At 56.6% G+C, this 20,897-nt stretch carries 19 protein-coding genes; 11 read left to right on the top strand and 8 right to left on the bottom strand.

What is annotated here, in order from left to right:
* Positions 1-93: 93 nt before the first annotated feature.
* The 7 genes from WYS_RS05735 to WYS_RS05705 are packed head-to-tail and all read left to right on the top strand — an operon-like array spanning position 94 to position 8,494.
* Positions 94-3,354 carry a methyl-accepting chemotaxis protein gene (locus WYS_RS05735; protein ID WP_019177211.1) on the top strand — a complete coding sequence of 1,087 codons (3,261 nt, stop codon included), beginning with the start codon at positions 94-96 and terminating at the stop codon, positions 3,352-3,354.
* Positions 3,355-3,363: 9 nt separating this feature from the next.
* Complete coding sequence (locus tag WYS_RS05730) at positions 3,364-3,888, top strand: chemotaxis protein CheW (RefSeq protein WP_049796258.1); 525 nt, start codon at positions 3,364-3,366, stop codon at positions 3,886-3,888.
* Positions 3,889-3,901: 13 nt separating this feature from the next.
* Positions 3,902-4,270, top strand: coding sequence for a response regulator (locus tag WYS_RS05725; RefSeq protein WP_019177209.1), 369 nt, complete (start codon positions 3,902-3,904; stop codon positions 4,268-4,270).
* A 1-nt stretch (position 4,271) separates the two neighbouring features.
* Positions 4,272-5,300, top strand: a complete 1,029-nt coding sequence (locus tag WYS_RS05720; protein WP_019177208.1) for a protein-glutamate methylesterase/protein-glutamine glutaminase — start codon at positions 4,272-4,274, stop codon at positions 5,298-5,300.
* 2 nt (positions 5,301-5,302) lie between these two features.
* Positions 5,303-7,261: a chemotaxis protein CheA gene (locus WYS_RS05715; RefSeq protein ID WP_049796257.1), complete on the top strand. Its 1,959-nt coding sequence runs from the start codon at positions 5,303-5,305 to the stop codon at positions 7,259-7,261.
* Positions 7,262-7,292: 31 nt separating this feature from the next.
* The gene (locus tag WYS_RS05710; RefSeq protein ID WP_019177206.1) at positions 7,293-7,916 is read left to right on the top strand and encodes a chemotaxis protein CheC; all 624 of its coding nucleotides are present in this window, start codon (positions 7,293-7,295) and stop codon (positions 7,914-7,916) included.
* A 5-nt stretch (positions 7,917-7,921) separates the two neighbouring features.
* A complete protein-coding gene (locus WYS_RS05705) occupies positions 7,922-8,494 on the top strand; it encodes a chemotaxis protein CheD (RefSeq protein WP_201798853.1) in 573 nt (190 codons plus the stop codon).
* Between the two features lie 50 nt (positions 8,495-8,544).
* Here WYS_RS05705 and WYS_RS05700 read toward each other — a convergent pair whose 3' ends face one another.
* From WYS_RS05700 to thiM, 4 genes are all read right to left on the bottom strand, one after another.
* Positions 8,545-8,973: a zinc-ribbon domain-containing protein gene (locus WYS_RS05700; protein ID WP_019177204.1), complete on the bottom strand. Its 429-nt coding sequence runs from the start codon at positions 8,971-8,973 to the stop codon at positions 8,545-8,547.
* A 70-nt stretch (positions 8,974-9,043) separates the two neighbouring features.
* Complete coding sequence (locus tag WYS_RS05695) at positions 9,044-9,628, bottom strand: cobalt-precorrin-7 (C(5))-methyltransferase (protein WP_019177203.1); 585 nt, start codon at positions 9,626-9,628, stop codon at positions 9,044-9,046.
* 23 nt (positions 9,629-9,651) lie between these two features.
* Entirely contained in the window at positions 9,652-10,323 is a 672-nt protein-coding gene (thiE, locus tag WYS_RS05690) for a thiamine phosphate synthase (protein WP_019177202.1), read from the bottom strand.
* A complete protein-coding gene (gene thiM / locus WYS_RS05685; protein ID WP_019177201.1) occupies positions 10,320-11,120 on the bottom strand; it encodes a hydroxyethylthiazole kinase in 801 nt (266 codons plus the stop codon). Before thiM ends, thiE begins: the two co-directional genes overlap by 4 nt.
* Positions 11,121-11,842: 722 nt before the next feature.
* Here thiM and WYS_RS05675 point away from each other — a divergent pair.
* The 3 genes from WYS_RS05675 to WYS_RS05665 all read left to right on the top strand — a co-directional run bounded on the left by WYS_RS05675 (position 11,843) and on the right by WYS_RS05665 (position 15,141).
* A complete protein-coding gene (locus WYS_RS05675) occupies positions 11,843-12,949 on the top strand; it encodes an MtaA/CmuA family methyltransferase (protein ID WP_049796255.1) in 1,107 nt (368 codons plus the stop codon).
* A gap of 2 nt (positions 12,950-12,951) precedes the next feature.
* Positions 12,952-13,785, top strand: coding sequence for a methylthiol--CoM methyltransferase (locus WYS_RS05670; protein WP_026068850.1), 834 nt, complete (start codon positions 12,952-12,954; stop codon positions 13,783-13,785).
* Positions 13,786-13,950: 165 nt separating this feature from the next.
* A complete protein-coding gene (locus WYS_RS05665; RefSeq protein WP_019177197.1) occupies positions 13,951-15,141 on the top strand; it encodes a radical SAM protein in 1,191 nt (396 codons plus the stop codon).
* 252 nt (positions 15,142-15,393) lie between these two features.
* Here WYS_RS05665 and WYS_RS16230 read toward each other — a convergent pair whose 3' ends face one another.
* Positions 15,394-16,488, bottom strand: a complete 1,095-nt coding sequence (locus tag WYS_RS16230; protein WP_019177196.1) for a phosphotransferase family protein — start codon at positions 16,486-16,488, stop codon at positions 15,394-15,396.
* A gap of 676 nt (positions 16,489-17,164) precedes the next feature.
* On the opposite strand from WYS_RS16230, the gene WYS_RS05655 reads away from it, so the two are divergent.
* The gene (locus tag WYS_RS05655) at positions 17,165-17,788 is read left to right on the top strand and encodes an HAD hydrolase-like protein (RefSeq protein ID WP_026068848.1); all 624 of its coding nucleotides are present in this window, start codon (positions 17,165-17,167) and stop codon (positions 17,786-17,788) included.
* A gap of 15 nt (positions 17,789-17,803) precedes the next feature.
* Here the strand turns inward: WYS_RS05655 and WYS_RS05650 are convergent, their stop codons facing one another.
* From WYS_RS05650 to WYS_RS05640, 3 genes are read right to left on the bottom strand one after another with little or no spacing between them, the layout of a single operon-like run.
* A complete protein-coding gene (locus tag WYS_RS05650; RefSeq protein ID WP_081579851.1) occupies positions 17,804-19,048 on the bottom strand; it encodes a nitrogenase component 1 in 1,245 nt (414 codons plus the stop codon).
* A 4-nt stretch (positions 19,049-19,052) separates the two neighbouring features.
* Positions 19,053-19,973, bottom strand: coding sequence for a hypothetical protein (locus WYS_RS05645; RefSeq protein ID WP_019177193.1), 921 nt, complete (start codon positions 19,971-19,973; stop codon positions 19,053-19,055).
* The gene (locus WYS_RS05640) at positions 19,973-20,752 is read right to left on the bottom strand and encodes an AAA family ATPase (RefSeq protein WP_026068847.1); all 780 of its coding nucleotides are present in this window, start codon (positions 20,750-20,752) and stop codon (positions 19,973-19,975) included. Before WYS_RS05640 ends, WYS_RS05645 begins: the two co-directional genes overlap by 1 nt.
* Between the last annotated feature and the right edge of the window lie 145 nt (positions 20,753-20,897).

The following is a 20,897-nucleotide window of genomic DNA, read 5'->3' as shown; positions in this document are numbered from 1 at the left end:
CGATATTGGGTTCTTAATACATATATACTAAAGAATTTTTCTAAATTGATATTTATGGCCAAAATCTGGTAACTGGCCGAATGGGGTTGAATTATGCAAGCGGAGAAGGAAAAGACCGCTGTCGAAGAGTTGATAGCCACTATGCCCATCGCCGCCTACGCGGCCGATTCTCACTGGAAGATCACCATGTTCAACGAGGCCGCCGAGGCGCTCACCGGCATCCCCGTCCACGAGGCCGTGGGCCTGAGGGTCCGCGACGTCTTCAATGGGGCCATCGGCAAGAAGGGCTGCCCGGTGTTCGAGGCCATCGGCGCCGGGCGGAGCGTGTATGCCGAGAACATCAAGTTCACCAACAACGACGACGAGACGGTCATCTGCACCGTGAGCGCCAAGCCCCTCAAGGATAAGACCGGCAAGGCCTCCGGGTCCATGGGATTCGTCAACGTCCGCTATGAGGGCGACGATGACCACCTAAACTACCTCAACAGCCTTCCCACTCCCGTTCTGGCGATGGACAAGGACCTCCGGGTAATGTTCATGAACGCCTCGGCCCTGGAGATGACCGGCCGGACCCAGGATGAGGTAAAGGGCAAGCCCTGCCACGAGTTCATGCGCACCGATCACTGCAAGGGCGGTAACTGCGCGACCAGGCGCGCCATGGCCGAGGACCGCTCCTTCGTGGGGGACGCCATCGCCCACCTGCCCAGCGGGGACACCCCCATCCGCGGGATGGTGGGGCCGCTCAAGGATAAGCAGGGCAATATCGTCGGCGCGGTGGAGTTCATCCTTGATATTGCCAAGGAGACGGAGATAACCTCGGAGGTGCACCGCCTGGTGGACGAGACCTTGGCCGGGAACCTCAAGGCCCGGGCCGACCCATCCCGCTTCGACGGCAATTACCGATCCATAATCTCGGGGTTCAACGAGACCCTGGACGCGGTCACCAGTCCCATGCTGATCACCGCGGAGCACATCGAGAAAGTGGCCCAGGGCGACCTGTCGCAGAAGGTCGAGGACGACTTCAAGGGGGACATGAACCTTATCAAGAACAATCTCAACATCTGCATCGACTCCATCAGGGGACTGGTGCACGACGTCAACGGCCTGTCGGAGGCGGCCAACAAGGGCAACTTCACCCAGAGGGTCGATGCCACCAACCATCACGGGGAATACCGCAAGGTGGTGGAAGGTGTCAACGAGACCCTCGGCACGGTCGTGGACAAGATGTTCTGGTACGAGCAGATACTGGACTCGGTGCCGTTCCCCCTGTCCGTCACGGACATGGACATGAACATCACCTACCTGAACCAGGCCTCCCTGGACATGCTCAAGGTCAAGAAGGGGGAAATGGCCGGAAAGCCCTGCCACAACTGGAACGGCCCCATCTGCCGCACCAAGAACTGCGGCATAGTGCGGCTTAGGGAAGGGACCGGAAGGACGGTCTCGGACCGTGACGGCAAGGCCCTCCAGGTGGACGCGACATATATCAAGAACGCCAAGGGCGAATCCATCGGCCACTGCGAGGTGCTGCAGGACATCACCAAGGCCATCCGCCAGCGCAAGTACCAGGCCGCCGAGGTGGAGAGGATGGCGCTGAACCTCCAGAACCTGGCCTGCGGCAACCTCGTCATGGACCTCAACGTGGCCAACCCCGACCAGTACACCCAGGAGATCCACGACAACTTCGTTAAGATAATGGACAACATGGGCCAGGCCAGGAACGCCATATCCACTCTGGTGGACGACGTCAACACCCTGTCCAAGTCGGCGGTGCAGGGAAAGCTCTCCTCGCGCGCCGACGCGAGCAAGCATCAGGGGGAGTACCAGAAGGTCATCGAGGGCGTCAATGATACCCTGGATGCGCTCATAACCCCCCTGAAGGTAGCCGCGGCGTACGTGGACAGGATTTCCAAGGGCAACATCCCCAGCAAGATCACCAAGGAGTACAACGGGGACTTCAACACTATTAAAGTAAACCTCAACCAGTGCATCGATGCCATCGACGCGCTGGTAAGGGACACCGAGATGCTGAGCAAGGCGGCCATCGCCGGCCAGCTTTCCACCAGGACCGACATCTCGGTGCACAAAGGAGACTACCAGACCATCGTGAAGGGCGTCAACGATACCATGGACGCGGTGATACGGCCGCTGGAGGACGCCATGAGGGTGGCCGACTCCTTCGCCAACGGTGACCTCACCGCCCGCCTGGAGGTGGAGACCCAAGGCGATTTCACTACCTTCGCCGACAGCCTCGACAAGATCGGGGAGAGCCTCACCTCGCTGGTTAAGGAGGTCAATCACTCCGTGGACATGGTGTCCTCCACCTCGCAGGAGCTGGCCTCGTCCGCTGAAGAGATGAACGCCTCCACCGAGCAGGTGTCCGCGGCCATCCAGCAGATCAGCAAGGGCGCGCAGAGCCAGTCCGCCCAGGTGGACGAAACGGCCAAGGCCATGGCGGAGATGTCCACCGCGGTCATTCAGGTGGTCGACCGGACCCAATTCGCCACCCAGTCCGCCAAGAAGGGCGCGGAGGCCGCCGAGAAGGGACAGGCCGCCGTGGAGAGCACCGTCAACAAGATGCAGGAGATCCAGAAGGTGGTGGAGGAGTCCGCCAAGGTCATCGCGGTCCTCGGCAAGAGGTCCGAGGAGATCGGGCAGATCGTCGACGTAATCACCAATATATCCGATCAAACCAACTTGCTGGCGCTGAACGCGGCCATCGAGGCCGCCCGCGCCGGGGACCAGGGAAGAGGGTTCGCGGTAGTGGCCGAGGAGGTCAAGAACCTGGCCGAGGATTCCCGCGAGGCCGCGGAACGCATCGCCAAGATGATCAAGGAAGTGCAGCAGGAAACCTCCAAGGCGGTAGAGGCCATGGGCCGCGGCACCAAGGAGGCGGCCGAGGGCATGAAGATCGTGGACCAGACCGGGAAGGCCTTCCAGGAGATCTCGTCGAGCGTCGCCCAGTCGTCGTCGGAGATGACCACCATCGCCACGTTGATGGAGGCGCAGAAGGAGGGTACCCAGAAGGCCGCCAAGTCGGTGGACGGCATAGCCTCTATCGCCGAGGAGACCGCCTCGGCGGCCGAGGAGTCGGCATCGTCCACGGAAGAGCTGACCGCCTCGATGGAGGACATGACCGCCAGGGCGCAATCGCTCAGCGAGATGGCCATCAACCTGAAGAGGATCGCCGCCCAGTTCAAGGTCGACGAGGACGAGCCGGAGGAGGAAGAGGAGCCTCCCCGGGTGGTCTACCAGAAGAAGCAGGAGAAGAAGCCCCCCGTCAAAGAGGCCGCCAAGGTCCCCGTCAAGGTCAGGGAGGCACTGGCCAAGAGAGGGATAGACACCAGCGAATGAGGTGATGGAATGCGACGGAGACGGGAAAAGGTGGAGATAACCGGGGAGGCGGAGCAGATAGTGTCCTTTCGCCTGGGCAAGGAGACCTTCGGGGTGAAGGTGGCCCAGGTCCGCGAGATCGGCAAGGTCCAGGACATCACCAGGATACCCCGGATGCCCGACTTCATCGAGGGGGTCATGAACTTGAGGGGGCAGATCACCACGGTGGTCGATCTCCGGAAGAGGTTCAACATAGCTCCCGAGGACGGGCAGCTGAGGAGCGCCCAGTCCCGCATCATCGTCGCCGAGATCGGGGGCAACCAGCTCGGCCTCATCGTGGACGCGGTCGAGGACGTCATGCGGGTGCCCAAACAGAGCATCACCGAACCGCCCAAGAACCTCATCACGGCGGTCGGGGTGAACGGCCTCAACGGGATATGCACCCTTCCCACTAAGCTGATCATGATGCTGGACATGGACCGCATCATGGGGGAGGATGAGCTGATGAAGATCATGCAGAACGAGAGGGAGCAGAAGGCTATCAGCACAGGATAACGGAGGTTTCGAAATGAGCAGTCAGAAGAGGGTACTCATCGTGGACGATTCCATGGTAATGCGGGCTATGATCAAGGATGTCCTGACCAAGGACGGCTTCGAGGTCGTCGGCCAGGCCAAGAACGGAAAGGAGGCCTTGGAGCAGTACCAGCAGCTCAGGCCGGACCTGGTCACCATGGACATAATCATGCCCGGGGAGCACGGGACCGATGTCGTCAAGAGGCTCGTGGAGCTGGATAAGGACGCCCGCATCGTGGTGGTAAGCGGCCTGAACCAGAAGAGCCTGGTGATGCAGGCCATGGACAACGGGGCCAGGGAGTTCCTGGTAAAGCCGTTCGAGAACAAGGACCTGCTGGAAGCGGCCCGCAAGACGGCGAGATGAAATGGTGAAGCGAAAGGTGCTGGTGGTCGACGACTCAGCGGTGATGCGCCGGATAATCACGGACCTGCTGTCCTCCGATGAAGAGCTGGAGGTAGTGGGGACGGCCAAGAACGGCGCCGAGGCCATCGAGATGGTGAGGGAGCTGGGTCCGGACCTGGTCACCATGGACATAGAGATGCCGGTCATGGACGGCCTGACCTCGCTGCAGCACATCATGGCAGAATGCCCTCTCCCGGTGGTGATGCTCAGCTCCATGGACAAGAGGCAGGCTAACATCACCTTCAAGGCCATGGACCTGGGCGCGGTGGACTTCATATCCAAGACCTCCGGCTCTCTGTCCCTGGACCTTGAGCACGTCCGCAGGGAGGTGCTGGAGAAGGTCAAGGCCGCGGCCGACGCCAAAGTCTCCCCCCGCCGTTCCCCCGCATTCGGCATCGAGCCGGTGGCGGTGCCCACCCTGAGCGGGGACTGGCTGGTGGTCATCGGGGCGTCTACAGGCGGGCCCAAGGCCCTCCCCGAGGTGCTGTCCCGGCTGCCCGGGAGCCTGCCGGCGGCGGTCCTGGTGGTACAGCACATGCCGGAAGGCTTCACCCACTCCTTCGCTGAAAGGCTGAGCTGGTCGACCTCGCTGGAGGTCAAGGAGGCCGAGGACGGGGAGGACATAAGGAAGGGCATGGTGTATCTGGCCCCCGGCAACCGCCATATGACCGTGGCCGACAACAAGATCATGCTCGACGACGGCCCCAAGGTCAACTACGTCCGCCCGGCGGTGGACGTCCTCATGATGAGCGTGGCCCCCATCTACGGGCCCCGGGCGGTAGGGGTGATCCTTACTGGCATGGGCTCAGACGGGGCCGAGGGGATGCGCCACATAAAGATGAACGGCGGGAAGACCGTGGTGCAGGACGAGGATACCTGCACCGTCTATGGTATGCCCAAGGCCGTGGTGGAGCTGGGGGCCGCCGACAAGGTGGTCCCGCTGCAGGACATCGCAAAGAGCATCATCGTCATGCTCAGCGCGGGGATGTGAGCATGGAACCATCAAAGTACCTGGACGTGTTCATCGAAGAGGCCAAGGAGAACCTCCAGGTGGTCAACAGCGTACTCCTGTCACTGGAGGAAAAGGGGTTCGACGAGGCGCGGATGGACGAGGCCTTCAGGGTCGTCCACACCATCAAGGGCACCGCGGGGGTCATCGGCATCGAGCCGATCAGCGAGCTGGCCCACGTCATGGAGGACCTTTTCGACATCCTGCGCAAGAGCAAGGAGGCGCCCGAGAAAGCAATGTTGCAGCTGCTGTTCGCCGGGGCCGACCGCATCGAGAAGATGCTGGACGACCTGGAGCGGACCGGCACGACCTCGGTGATGGCCAGGGACCTCATCGCCAAGATGGCCATCCTGCGGGACCAGGCCGCTCCGGCCGCCCCGGAGCGCGTTGACTCTTCGGCGGAGCTGAAGCCGTCACCCGAGCACCTCTCCCGGCTGGAGGAGCTGAAGGCCGAGGGGAAGCGCCCCTGGGAGATCAGGGCTACGTTCGAACCGGGCCTGAAGTTGCGCGAGGGCCGGGCCTATCAGGTGGTGCGGGAGATGTCCAAGCTGGGCGTGGTGGTGGCTTCCGCGCCGGTCGTGGAAGGCCTCCCCGACGCCGCGCCCCAGCTCACCCTGCTGGTCGCCACCGACCGGGCGGGGGATGACCTCGCCGCAGCGGCCCGAGGAGTAACTGGGATCAAGGACGCCGCGGCCTGCCCGTTCAGAGGGGCGCCGGAAGCACCTCCTAGCGCGTCGGCAAAAGAGGCGCCAAAGAGGGAGACCAAGGAGGACGAGAAATGCTCCCCGATAGTACCCGCCGTGGCCACCATCCGGGTGAGGACCAAGCTGCTGGACCAGCTGCTGGACCTGGTCGGCGAGACCATGATCAGCAACATCCGGATCAACCAGATCTCCAATGACATCAAGCACCGCGAGCTGAAGCAGGCGCTGAAGAACAACTCCCGCCTCGTGGGGGAGCTTCAGGACATCGTGCTGAGGACGCGCATGGTCCCGGTGGACTTCATATTCAAGAGGTTCCCCCGCATCGTCAGAGACATCGCCCAGGACCATGGGAAGGAAATTGAGTTCACCATGAAGGGGAACGACATCGAGATCGACCGGGGGCTCCTGGACGAGATCGGCGATTCCCTGGTGCATCTGTTGAGGAACGCCGTGGACCATGGCATCGAGCCCAAGGAAGCGCGCACGGCCGCCGGCAAGAGGCCCCAGGGAACGGTGGTGCTTTCCGCCTATCAGGAGCAGAGCAGCATAGTCATCACCGTGGAGGACGACGGCAGGGGGATGGATGCGGGGAAGATCGCGGCAAAGGCGGTATCGAAGGGCCTGATCTCCGAGGAGGACGCTGAGAAGATGGACGACCGCGCCAAGCTCCAGCTGGTGTTCCTTCCCGGCCTCAGCACTGCGGAGAAGATCACCGACATCTCCGGCAGGGGCGTGGGAATGGACGTGGTGAAGACCAAGATCGAGAGCCTCGGCGGGGTGGTCCGCCTCGACACCGTCCTCGGGAAGGGGTCCAAGATCACTCTCCGGCTCCCTCCCAGCATGTCCATAATACGGGCCATGCTGGTGGAGGTCAACGCGGAGAAGTACGCTATCCCTCTGGAGAACGTGAGGGAGACGGTCCGGGTGCCCCGGGACGCCGTGCACGAGGTCGCCTCGCAGGCGGTGTTCAAGCTGCGCGACGAGGTGCTGCCGGTCCTGGACGTGAACGAGGAGTTCGGGGGAGCGGAGACCATGCTTTCTGCTGGGGACGCTCCCGCGATCATAGTAGAGAAGAACGACAGCCGCGCCTGCCTCCTGGTGTCCCGCCTCATCGGGCAGCAGGAGATTGTGGTCAAGAACGTGGGCAAGGACCTCCGGCGGACCGGGTATTTCTCCGGTGCCACCATACTTGGCGACGGAAAGGTCGCCATGATATTGGACGTCGGGGCGTTCATATGAGCGGCAGCTTACGAAAGACGGTGGGGAACGCATGATAGACATTCATATCACGGGAGGATTGGACGACATGAAAATGGACGGGTTGAGGGAGATGGGCAGCATCGGGGCTGCCCACGCGTCATCTGCATTATCGACGCTGGTGGGGAAGGACATCCTGGTGGAGGTCTCGGAATGCTTCATGTGCAAGGCCCAGGATCTTCCCTCGGCCTTCGGCGACGCCCAAGAGATCGTGGTGGCGGTGCTGCTCGAAGCGTACGGGACGGGAAAGGGGGAGATCATGCTGATACTGGACCAGCACATGGCCACCGAGCTGGCCGACATGGTGCTGGGCCGGGAGCACCAGGAGTCGCGCGCGCTGGATGACATGGACCGGGACGCCATCTGCGAGATTGGGAACATCTGCGCGTCCGCCTACCTGAGCGCGGTGGCCAAGTTCCTGGGGACCACCCTGCTGCCCTCGCCGCCGGGTGTGGCGGTGGACATGCTCCGCGCCATCCTGCAGTACCCCGCCGCCCTGGCGGAGGCGGAGTCCGACTGCTCTGTCGTCATCAAGACCCGGTTCGTGTACGGCCATGAGTCCTGTCTAGGGTTCATGCTGTATATGCCTGATCGCGGCTCCCAGGCCGCACTGATGGAGAAATTTAGGGTGATGTGAGCCCGGTGCACGATCAAAGTGTCAGCGGGACTTCGGGGGGTCGGTATCCCTTCAGGACGTCACCGTCCCGATGCGCGGGCATCCCCAGCGTCCACCGCATAGGCGACGAGCATGTGGTGGGCGTGGGTGAGTACAGTGTGGTGACGGCGCCGCGGCGGCTCATGTGCATCGGCCTAGGGTCATGCGTGGGAGTGGCCATATTCGACCTCGATCGGGGGATCGGCGGGCTCATCCACGCCATGCTGCCCCGCTACGCTGACGGCAGGGACAAGACCAAGGCGTCCAAATACGTCGACTCCGCCATCATGCTGATGGCAGACGACCTGGTGGAGATGGGCGCCAGCCGCTCGGCGCTCCGGGCCAAGATGGCGGGAGGCGCGCAGATGTTCTCGTTCGCATCGTCCGATTTCCTGAACATCGGCCTTAGGAACTGCCAGACGGCCCGGAGGACCTTGGAGGAGGAGAGAATACTCCTGATAGCCGAGGACGTGGGGGGTTCGAAAGGCCGTACTGTGCACTTCGACCCGTCCAACGGCTCCCTCCGCGTGCAGAAGTCCGGGGAGTACACGCTCCTGTGAAGGACGGCCGGAACAATGAGCAGGAAAGGAACGAACTCGTGCTCTTCTTCTCACCACAGCGGCGCGCCGCAGAAGGCGCACTTGTGCGCCTCCTTGGGGTTGGAGCCGTTGCAATATTCGCACTGCACGCGCATCGATATCTTCAGCTCCTCGATCTTCACGCGGGACCGCTTCCTGATGGCGTACCACATGAGGATCAGGATGGTCCCCGCCAGGGCCAGGATTCCTGACACTATGAGGAACCCTGGCTCGGCCAGCACGCCCGGGAGCAGGAACCCGAAGCTGAAGAACAGCAGCATCCCTCCGAACATGGCGCACAGCATGGACCGAGTGTCCGCCGACTCCTTGACCGCAGCTACGGGGTCGGGCGGGGCCTGGGCGTTCACCAAGGTCCCGCAGGCCGGGCAGAACTTGGACGTGGCGGGAACGGTGGCCTGGCAGGAAGGGCACTGCTTGTACATCCTGACCGGGACCACCATGGAGGGATAAGGTTTTTTCTGGCTGGTTGGATAATTTAGAAAAGACGTGGCCGGTGCGAGGCCGGGCCGGTCACCAGTTGCCGACCACCAGCGAGAACAGCTTAGATCCCGCTTTGGGCGGCTTCGACGGCGTCCCCACGGCGATCCTCTCATCCTCGTACCCGAGGTTCTCGCACACCGCGATCTTGCATTTTATGGATCTATCCTTGAGCCTCTTGGCGAGACCGGGAACGTTGAACTGGGGGTCCGCGAGCACGAACACGTTCCTGCCTCTCTTCGCTTCTTCCAGTATGCTCTCGATCGAGCCGCCGTGAAAGCTCTTGCCGACAGCCGGCACCACGCTCACCGTCTCGATGGGTATCACCAGGCGGGCGAAGGCCACCTGGAGGGACGATATGCCCGGTATCACGTCCCCGTCCTTGGGCTCGTAGCCCACCAGCATGGGATCGCCGGTGGAGAGGATGACCGTGTCATCAGGATACTCATCGAGCCTGAAGCTGCCCTCGATCACGAAGACCCTGCAGTCCTCCTGGATATACTCCTCGACCAGGGCGAGGGCTTTGGAGGAGCCGGCCACTCTCTTGGCGTTGAAAATGATCTTCGCCGCCTGCACTGTTATCAGGTCCGGACCGCAACCCACGCCTACCAGTATCATCTATCGTCCCGTGACCGTATCATCTAGGGGGTAGAACTCAGTTGCTGTGGTCCCGTGAGCGGGCCCGCCTTGACCTTTGCTATCAGCGCCTTGAGCCTCGCGGCCGCGGCAGAGACATCCTCTTGGCTAACCACCGCCGAAATTACTGAGATCCCGTCGGCGCCGGCGCGGACCACTTCCGCGGCGTTCCCCTCGTTGATCCCTCCTATCGCCACCACCGGGACCCGCACGCTGCGGCGTACCCTCGCGAGCTCGGCGAACCCGCGCTCCTCTCCCGCGTCGGCCTTGGAGCTGGTCGGGAACACCGGGCCGAAGCCCACGTAGTCCGCCCCGTTCCTTTCAGCGATGACGGCCTGTTCCGCCGAGGAAACGGAGACGCCGATGATGAAGCCTTCCGGCACGATGCGCCGGGCCGCTCCCACTGGCAGGTCGTTCTGTCCCAGATGCACGCCGTCGGCGCCGGAGGCGAGAGCGATGTCCAATCGGTCGTTCACGATGAACAGCGCCCCGGCCTTTCTGCAGATGTCCCGCATCTCGGAAGCGGCGAGGAACAGGTCCCCTCCGCTCATCTTCTTGTCTCGGAGCTGGATGACGTCCGCGCCTCCTTCGACGGCCCTTCGAGCGAGCTCGATGTGGGTGAGGCCACGGGACAGCCCCTCGTCCGTTATTACGTAGAGATCGTATCTCGCGCTCATGCCGACCGGACCTTGGCGCGCTGCGCCATCACCTCGGGGGTGAGGGAGGCGACCTCGTCGAACAATGCCGTCTTGACCGCGTACGGCCCCCTGGCGTTCCGCGCCGCGTTCTCCCCGGCGATGCCGAACGCCGACAGCGCCCCGGCCGAGCCGAGCAGCTTGTCGTCAGAGGAGGCGATGAACGCTCCCACGATGGAGGTGGCCATGCACCCGGTGCCGGATATCCTCCCCATCATCTCATGCCCGTTATCGACCAGGTAGGTGGTCGTGCCGTCGGAGACGATGTCGGTGGCGCCGCTCATGGCCACGATAAGCTTCTCCCTCTCTGCGAGGTCCCTGCACACGCTGACGGGATCGCCGCTCATGCCGTGGGAGTCGACCCCCTTGACCACGCCGCCGGTGCCGGCGAGCACGCCGATCTCCCCGGCGTTGCCTTTGAGCACGGTGATGTCAAGCTCATCGAGCAGCTTCCTGGCCGTCTCGGTGCGGTATCTCGTGGCACCGGCCCCCACGGGGTCGAGGACGATGGGGACACCGATCTCGTTGGCGCGGCGGCCGGCCAGGACCATGGCCTCGACCTGCTCCGACCTCAGGGTGCCGATGTTGAGCACCAGCGCCCCGGCCATGGAGACCATCTCCGCGACCTCCTGATGCGCTTCGGCCATCACCGGAGCGCCCCCGATGCTCAAGGTGATGTTGGCGCAGTCGTTCACGGTCACGTAGTTGGTGATGTGGTGGACCAGGGGACGTTTGGCTCTCAGTGCGATGAACTGCTCGGCTATTCTCTGTGCGTTCATTCGGCGGTCTCCTATGTCAACGCCACTACGTCATCGGATGCCGGAGCGCCGACGGGGCGGCAGTAACGCCTTTTGATTATATGACTTGTTGCCGCTCTGGGGGTTCGGCACGCCCCGATATTCCGAACGATCCGCCCGATGCGTCATATCGCGCTCGATCCAGCTTCTGGGCGTATAGCAGCGTCCGCGCTACCAGGGGCAATGAACAGCGGGGGGGCGCGAAGGAGAAGAATATGAGGAACGTGCAGCTGCCCTGATATGGGAGAATACGCTCATTGGGGAGAACAATATCATGCCTGCGGCCCACCAGATGATCTCTTGCCAAAGTGGGCGCCGAGGGAGTAACTCCGCTCTCCTCCGGCTTGAAGCTCTTGGAGATGCGTACGCCGTACAGGCCGTTCACGTCCACCTTCCGGTCCTACAGCGGAAAGGAGATGGCGGTGAGCAGTGAGCCGACCGAGAAACGCATCGCTCCGAGAATTGCGGCGACGGGGCCCATTGACACCCCGTGCTATACAGTCTTGAATTAATATTTTGTCCGCACCCCGCTCGCATCTGAAGCTGGATGTCAGGCGACCAGGTCAGCCAGAGGCCCGCGGTATCTACGATCGAATTATTCACTTTTGAATATTCCCCGCATTTTCCAATAAATAGCGGTTCACTCCTCTTCCAGGACAGTTAACTATCGTGAACTATTGCGATCTGTTGTATGGTGATCCAGAATGGCAAGGATTGATCTGACCCCGACGAGGAGAGCATTGGCAGCCGTGCTAGGAGGCCGAGTGGACTATACTCCGCCAGCCAATCCGCTGGCGCAAACGACCAATGAGCTGATGAACATCGTGAAGGCGTCATGGCCCAAGGCGCACTACGACGCGAAGCTGATGGCAGATCTGGCCGCCGCGCCGCACGAGGTATGCGGCGTCGAGGCCGCCAGGCCTCAATTCGATATTTCGCTGGAAGCGGAGGTCCTGGGCTGCAAGCTGGATTGGAACAAGCCCGACCGGCCGCCGGTGACGGGTCCGGCCTATACTGATCCCAAAGACGTCACCTGGCCTACTGACCTGGAGAACGCCGACAGGATACCCCACGTCCTCGGCGCCATCGACATATTGAGGAAGCGCTACGACGGAAACCTTCCCATAATTCCCGTGCTAACGGCCCCGTTCACCGTGGCCGGCCACATCGCCGGCGTAGAGAACCTGGTCCTGTGGACAGTGACGGACCCGGAGAAAGCGCATAAGTTCATCTCCGCCGCCACCGACTTCTGCATCGAATACGGCAGGCTGCAGACCGCTTACGGGGCTCACATCCTCTTCCCCGCTGACCCGTCCGCGTCCGGCGACCTGATCTCCGGCGAAACGTACAGGGAGTTCGTGCTCCCGTACCACAAGAAGCTGGCATCCAGCATCAGCGCCCCAAAGGTCCTGCACATCTGCGGCAACACCAAGCCCCTGCTGCCGTACATCAGGGAAGCGGGCTTCGATGCCTTCTCCTTCGACGTCAAGACCCCGGTGTGGTATGCTCGCAAGATTCTCGGCAACAAGGTGTCCCTGCTCGGCAGCTTGGACGTCATCGACCTGATGCCTAACGGCACCCCGGAGCAGGTGTACGCCCGCACCGTGGAATGCATCCAGCAAGGGGTCGACATCGTCGGCTCCGGCTGCGACGTCTCCTACGGCACCTCGCTGGATAACATCAAGGCGTACGTCCGGGCGGCCAAGGAGACGCCGATACCCGATCCCCAGGACAACGTGGAGGACGCCATCCGCGCCATCGGTGCGGCCAAGGCCAAGCGCATCAAGGCCGAGACCCTGGGAGGTGCGTGAACATGGTGCTGCATTTGGACCTGCTCATAGAGAAGATATTCGAAGTGAGGGAAAAGGACCCCGCGCGGTACGATCATCTGGTCAACGAAGGCCTGCTCACCGAGCTGGGCTTCGACGTCAACGCCAAGGGGTTGAAGACCGACACTCCCGAGGACATCCGCGCCCGGTACAGGCCGGAGAACCCCTCGTACGCCGAGATCGCCGACGCCGTCATCGCCGGCAACAAGCCCAAGGTCAAGGAGCGGACCGCGGCCCTCATCGCGCAGGGGGCGGACCCCGTGGACCTGGTGTCCAATGCCCTGATGCCCGGCATCCAGGCGCAGTGCGAGCTGTACGACCTGGGGAAGGCCTACGTCCCGGAGATACTGATCTCCAGCAACACCATGCTCGAGGGCATCAGGCTCGCCCAGGAAAAGCTCGGCGATGTCCCCAAGAAGGGGACCGTTGCCACCTTCGTGGTCGAAGGTGACCTGCACGACATCGGCAAGAACATCGTGGCGGCCATCCTGCGGGCCAACGGCTTCGAGGTCCTGGACCTGGGCAGGGACGTCCCGGCGGAGAGGGTCATCGACACCATCAGGTCCGGCAAGCTGATCCTGGTCAACGGTTCCACCCTGATGAGCACCACCAAGGGAAGCCTGAAGCAGATCGCGGAGATGATCAAGGATGGGAAGCTCGATGTCCCCCTGGCCGCAGGTGGTTCCGCCGTCTCCAAGACCTTCGTGGAGACGTTCGACAACGCCGTGTACGGCAAGTCCCCCATCGACGCGGTGAGGATCGCTGAGAAGGTGGCCTCGGGCAAGGACTGGAGAACGGTCAGGGAGGAGCAGCACTGAGCCTCCCGGCCCCAAACCCCCCATCAATTCTTTATGTTCGCGCGCGGCCGCCGCATCGGCCCGCAAATCCGAAAGCAACATCATTCCCATGTGCATTAACGATTGTGAATGGACCGGGCGCTCCGGCCATTCAGTCTCTCACCATGCAATCTAAGGTGATATCTCATGAGCAACACCGATTACCTGGGTCACAGCAACACCGACCTGTTCGAGAATAGCGGCACGAAGTATTTGGAGATCAAGGCGGAGCTTCTCACCGTGGGCCTGGAGGCCACCCCCGCGGCCCTGCAGGGAGTGGGTACATCGTACAAGGCCCAGAACCACGGCCTGTTCGGTTGGGACTTCGAGAACCACGTGGACTTGGCGGTCCCGGATGATTTCGAGCTCCCCGACGGCACCATCGTACAGTTCCGGAAGAACCGCCGCTCTCCCTATCTCATAGACCTCAGGGACGGGAAGCTCGTGTTGAGCAATGGGAAGGAGGACCTGTGCACGGTAAAATGGCTCCCCCAGCCGGAGTTCTATAGCAAGAAGACCTCGTCCGGCCATGACATGGTGAGGATCGGGCAGCTCGGCGGGGCGGACTGCCTGTTCTTCTGTTACCAGAACTACTGCAGCCACTTCGCCAGGGACGAACAATGTCTGTTCTGCAATCTGGTGTCCACCTCGGACACCTACGACTCGGTCATGCGGAAGAAGAGCCCCCAGGACATCGGGGAGGTGGCCGCCGAGGCGTTCAGGGAGGGAGAGACGAAGCACATCATGATGACGGGAGGGTGCCTGAACTCCCAGAAGGAGATCGAACTTGTTTCCCGTATTGTCGGCTCCATCGCCGAGCACATCGGGCGCGAGCGCGTGCCCGGAACTATCCTTCCTTCCCCGGCCAAGAGGAAGGAGGACCTCCAGAAGTATTATGATTCGGGCATCAACGGCATAGGCTTCAGCCTTGAGATCTGGGACGAGAAGATGTACAAGGCCGTGTGCCCCGGGAAGTCCAAGAGCGTCAGCCACGACGAGTTCGTGCAGTCGGTCAAGCACGCCGTGGACATCTTCGGCGAGGGCAACGCATGGGCCGTATTCGTAGCGGGACTGGAGCCGAAGAAGACCTTCCTGGAAGGAATAAGGGAATTGTCCTCCATCGGCGCGAACGTCCTGCCGTTCGTGTGGGCGCCCAACCCCGGCTCGAAGCTGGAAGGCCATCGGGCCCCGTCGAGCGAGTGGTATGTCGAGACGATGCTCGAAGCGGCTGACATAGTGAAGTCGGCCGGAGTGCCGCCCGGTACGGACAATCACTGCTTCCGGTGCGACGGGAACTCCCTGCTCCACGACGCCCTCAGAGTGAGGGGCGTGGAGTGAGGGCTCAAGCCATCCGCGATCCCAAGTATGTGATTCTGCTAGGCAGGGACTCTGTCCCTTAGCATACGTCCACGGGTCGCTAACTCTCCTTTTCTTCAGTGTATATGAATTTGATGGCATGTTAAAGATGATTCCCAGTTGCCTTTAGCGAATTGCATAACTGGCCCTGGCATATCCGATCGGGCATATCTGCCTGAATAATGATAGAACAGTATTACAAACCCGAATGGCATTGCTATGACTGCTCCTCAATCATAGCAATGCCATTTCATCGAGGATTTTGACGAACCACCCCGGGACTCCTTGCCCATCCTCGCAATATTTGTAATTATATTCATCGACTCGATGTAATAATGCCATGTTGCCGTAATTATATACGAATGTCCTACAGTAATAATTCAACAGGTAAACATTGTGATAGAATGATAAATTTCTCCAAAAGCTTTGATCTCCGAATCCGCCACAATATCCATAGATCATACCTGCAGAGAAGTAAGGATCGTATCCATCAAATAGCATCAAGGTGTCCACATCTTCATATACACTTCCAATCCGGGAATATTCGAAATCTATCACCATTAACTCCTGATTGGAGACAAGTATGTTGTCAACATTGTAATCTCCGTGACAAATAGCAAAATCAGCTTCTGTTATTTTGGGTAAGTACTGGTGTATACGAGACACTATTCTATCATAGCCTGGAATAGCTTCTGAAAAATACCTGCAGCGGTCGAGCAAATCATTCAGACTTTTCACGAAATTACTAACATCAGGTTTAGCGAATAATGGGATTTCGTGTAGTTTCTTCAGTTTAATTCCTGATCTATAACCCCAGTAAAAATGCTCGCGATTTGTTGTTCCATTCATCACATCGCGAACAGACCTTCCGTCGATCCATTCAAAAACCAATACGTCTAGATTTTTGATACGAATAACATCCGTCAGCTTCCCTTCACCATTTCTAGAAGACAGCTCTTTGATGCATTCGAGTCTCTTCTCAGATACGCCCGTACATACTCGCACAAAGGAGTGTTCATTTCCGTTCACTACTTCGAATTTGAGGTCGTCAGAATGTCCAATTCCCACAGAGCGGATTTCGGATTTGGAATCGATGCCGGATATGTGGGCGAATCTTAAACAAAGATTCTCATAGCAATCCACATTGCCCTTCTTAAATATTTCATACATGCGATCTAGTATGAATAAGAAATCTGTATCTTCAAAATCCGGGCTCGGAATAGCACCAATTGTGCGTTCCGATTTCATATTATCTATATAGTCCGACACAAACGATATGTCAGCTTTTGGAATGATCTTACGAATGATGTGGATCAACAGATCGCGCATCGAACAGTCTCCCAAGTATCTACAGCTACATATCATTTCCAAACAGTTCAGCGGAGCTATCAAATCAAAATATTCGTCACATATCTTACGAAACGATGCCATCTGTAAAACGGATTCGATGCAACGTACTATGTTGTCTTCAGATTCCTCTGTGTCGGATATAAAAGCAGACCCGATGATTCTTCGAATGATTTCAAACGGACTTCCAGGAAGAGGACAGATATCGCCCGGTAGTATATGACACTCTTCTTTCAACTCGCATACGTTTTCGATTTCCATCGAAGGATACTTTATTGAACACACATCATAATTTATTAGACAATAGTCCGTATCATCATCCATGGCGATCAACCGTACAATCGCACATGGGATCTTTATTTGAACTGCATCATATCTGCGACCTCTAAAGCACATCTGATACCGAAAACAACCGATATCATTGCGTGGGAGCGATTCCACACAATAATTGAAGATATGTGGTTTCACAATGATATCTATCATACCATCTGCAACATCCTGGGACAGGAGATAAATGCTATACTTGCCGCGAACGACAAACGAATCTATACCTGTTATGGATGCTATGGTCAATAGATTGGATTTCAATAATTCGAAGTTCAACTTAGGTCGCATCTATGCGCCAAATATATTTTTGGATATAAGGAGTATAACTCTTATGCAGAAGTACGATACATATCTGTTCGATTTCGATTACACTTTGTATGATAAAATCATGGATGTGTACCACGTTCTGAGATTGGCGCTTGACGGTATGAATATCTATCTTTCTGAGGATATGGTGCCGGAGTTCATTGGAAAATCCCCAGAGTATATATGCGGATATTACGGGCTGGGAGGGACAGAGACTGAAACATACATGAAAATTTTCAACGAAGTCGTCTGTGATTCATATCTGAAATCCGTGCCTTTCCCCGATTCGTTAATGGTTCTGAAATCCCTAAAATCGTTGGGCAAGAACGTTTCCATAGTCACAGGTAAAAAAAGATGGAAGGTCGAAGAATTATTGAGACGAGATAACATGATTCAATACGTTGACCACATAATCGGATTCGAAGACACTGAGATTCACAAACCCGACCCCTCTCCAATTTTAAAATGCATGGGACTATATGAGACGTATAATGCAAAGCGTACTGTTTATGTAGGAAATGAGCAAGAAGACGTTATGGCATCAGCGTATGCGAACATTGATTGCGTCATTATAAATCGCCTGAGTGGAATCTTTTGCAAAGAATTGACAGGATGCACATGCATCAATTCTCTTCAAGACCTCCTCTGAATTGAACGATGCTAGTCAGAGATTGTCATCCTTGGCCCGGATGAATACTACTTCTTCCATTTTTTGCAATATTATCGTATCGTAGATATACTGGGCAAATCTCTCTGCACCGGAGAATCCAGCAAAATCATCTAGTGTCCTGGAGACGTATTTTTCAGGAATGATCAACTCCGGCAGCGTGGAGAGAACCAGATCCGGCCTTTTCATTCTTATACGGTTACGTAACTCTTCATCCCATTCATCATATATTATTTGTTTAGATATCATTCTCAGGGCATCTTCTTCCCTCAGAACACAATCATTAGATTCCGTGAATATGTATTCCACCGACATCCCAAGCTCTTTCAAAAGAGCGGCATATCCAAAGGATCTGCGTGCACCCGCGATGATGAATGCTTTCTTATCTGACAATTCTGTTCTGAATCTTCTGATGTTATCAAATGCAGTCTGTCTTCTTTGTTCCAGGTCATCCAAGGACTTACCGAAGTGGTCGAGTATTGCTTTGTAAAGTTCGAACGTGTGATTAATTCCGAATACCGACGATTGACCTCCCACGAACGGGACGCCATATTCCTCTAAGTAAAGTTTGGCCATACCATATCCCGCAGTACCGCAAACGATGATATTCAAGGACGCCTCGGATGATTCCGAGACACTTTTCATATCCACATCTCCGGGGATACTGGTGATGATGCTGATGTTGTTTTCATCTAGGAATGACCTGAGTTCTTTCGTCGTGTGCCCAAATCTATCCGCATCGCCAAGTATATTGACCGAATACGGAACCTTCATAGTGGGGCGCTTAACGACCTTTTCGAAGATTTTTTTATTCGCAACCTTCATGCCTATCTTATGATCCCCTTTAAAGCCGGCGCTTGGAACAGCAATAATCTTAGCCTTCGTTATTTTTTCTAGTTTCTTCTCCAAATCTTCAATATACATGCCGATAATCTCAGAAACACAACAATTGAAAATAAATATGGCATCTGGATTGTATTTGACATCGATCTCCAGCACATCCTCTTCCAATCTATCTGTGGAACCGAACACCACATCCTTATCAGTCAGATTGGTGGTAAATATCCTTGGCAGATTCACTGAATAAGGCATATGTGTGTATCCATTGAGCAACAAAACAGAGTTCCTACAGAAAAAGGCACATCCTGAAGGTCCATTGATCAGATAAACACAATTCTTGAAATTCGACACGATTCTAAGCGAACCGAATAAGTAACATGATTTGAATGGCTCGCAGTACATTAACTCACTCCGGGTAGTTTCTCTTCATGTAATCTTTTATCTGATTGGCCCTCGTATCTAACAAACCCTTGGAATACAATCTATCATTGTAACGCGATGGATCAAATTGTTCAATATGGACATACTCGTCGGACCTTTTGTTCAGATTCATGGAGTTGAAATCCGGATTAGACTCCGAACCAACGGACACTCCATTTACGTTCCCCGTGTCTATCTGGTATTTAATGAGTCCGCCGATATCCACCATATACTCATCGAACGGAAAGGAGCTATATATCAAATCAAATTCTTTCTGGCTCCTCATCCACTGATTGTATTCTTCGAAGTAATCGTCATTAAGATTCATCCATACACGGACAAAATCAATCTTCATACCGTATTTCTTCTTTATCTTTCTGTAATTTCCAACATTGAAACACATAATCCATGTACTGACGCGCGGAGACAACACGTATTTACGTTTGGACTCCCCGCTCATATGATAGGTACTTTCATGTATGCATAACGGAACATCATAGTAACTCAACACAGCATCCGACTTATCTACCAATGCTTTCAAAAGCTTATTTAAGGCCTTATTTCCCGTAAAGAAAACATCACTATGGATTACATATGTGTAGTCATAATCCAGCGATGCCATGTAATTTAGCAACGCCTGCTTGTAATTTTTATCATCAAGAGGGATGATATTTATCCTATCGCTGATGGACTGGATTCTTTCCTTCGGAAATATGTCAGATACAGACCCTTTAGCATCCACAGATATGAATATGTCCATGGATTCGGGACCGTATCTCAGAATCGACTTCATGCACAGCTCCAAAGCTTGTGTGTGTCTACTAGCCAAGAACGGCATTGCAATCGCACATTTTGCATATATCCTGGGGTTTCTGTCTTCCACGGGAACCATCTTACCATCGGACATTATTGAATACAAAGTTTCATTTTTCCAGCAATATCTTCGGTGCGTTTCAAGATAACTTTAGATAATTCTCTGTATGCCGAAGCCATGTATGATTGCGGTGCACCAAAAACGACAGAATTATCAGCATTCTCGCAGGATTGGACCACTGGACTCCTAGGGAGCCTATAGATTACATCGGCCCCCATCTCCACGGCAACCTTATTCACAATCGCATCCTCATTCACGATGCCGCGTGAATTCTGAATGATGCCTCCGAATTTGGCATAGCCCATGTACGACATGGTATTGACGGCACTGATTATATTTGATGCAGCATAAAGCGACATCATCTCGCCCGAGGATATCACAAACACATCCTTTGCATACCCATTACGTATCGGCATGACAAAGCCGCCACAGACCACATCACCGAGGACATCGTACAATATTACGTCTGGTTTGTATGCCTCAACAGCTTTAAGCTCCTCGATCTTCTCGAACGCGGCGATTATCCCCCTGCCAGCGCATCCTTCTCCAGGACGCGGCCCACCGCATTCCACACAAAGGATTCCATTGTCTCCTTCGAATATTATGTCTTTCAGTTCAGGATGACCTTTGCTGTAGAGAGCATCGAGTACCGTCGGTATTTTTCCATGCGTCAATATTCGGGTTGAATCAGCTTTGGGGTCACACCCAATCTGCATCACTTTCAATCCAACTTCAGATAATGCCGAGGAAATATTGGATGCTGTCGTAGACTTCCCTATGCCGCCCTTGCCATAGATAGCGATTCTTCTCATTCCCTAACTCCAGAATGATAGATAATGAAAAAAGGTTTGCTAAGAGGCATCACCATCTATTGCCATATAATATCTCGGATTAAATCAGGCAAATATCGCGCCACCTTGGACCCCGTGACTGGTGAGTCGTATCCTGATATCCCAT

Source organism: Methanomassiliicoccus luminyensis B10, from assembly GCF_000308215.1.
In the GTDB taxonomy this organism is placed as follows: domain Archaea; phylum Thermoplasmatota; class Thermoplasmata; order Methanomassiliicoccales; family Methanomassiliicoccaceae; genus Methanomassiliicoccus; species Methanomassiliicoccus luminyensis.
Note: the sequence above shows the minus strand (reverse complement) of the source record. Positions and strands in the feature narration are given on the sequence as shown.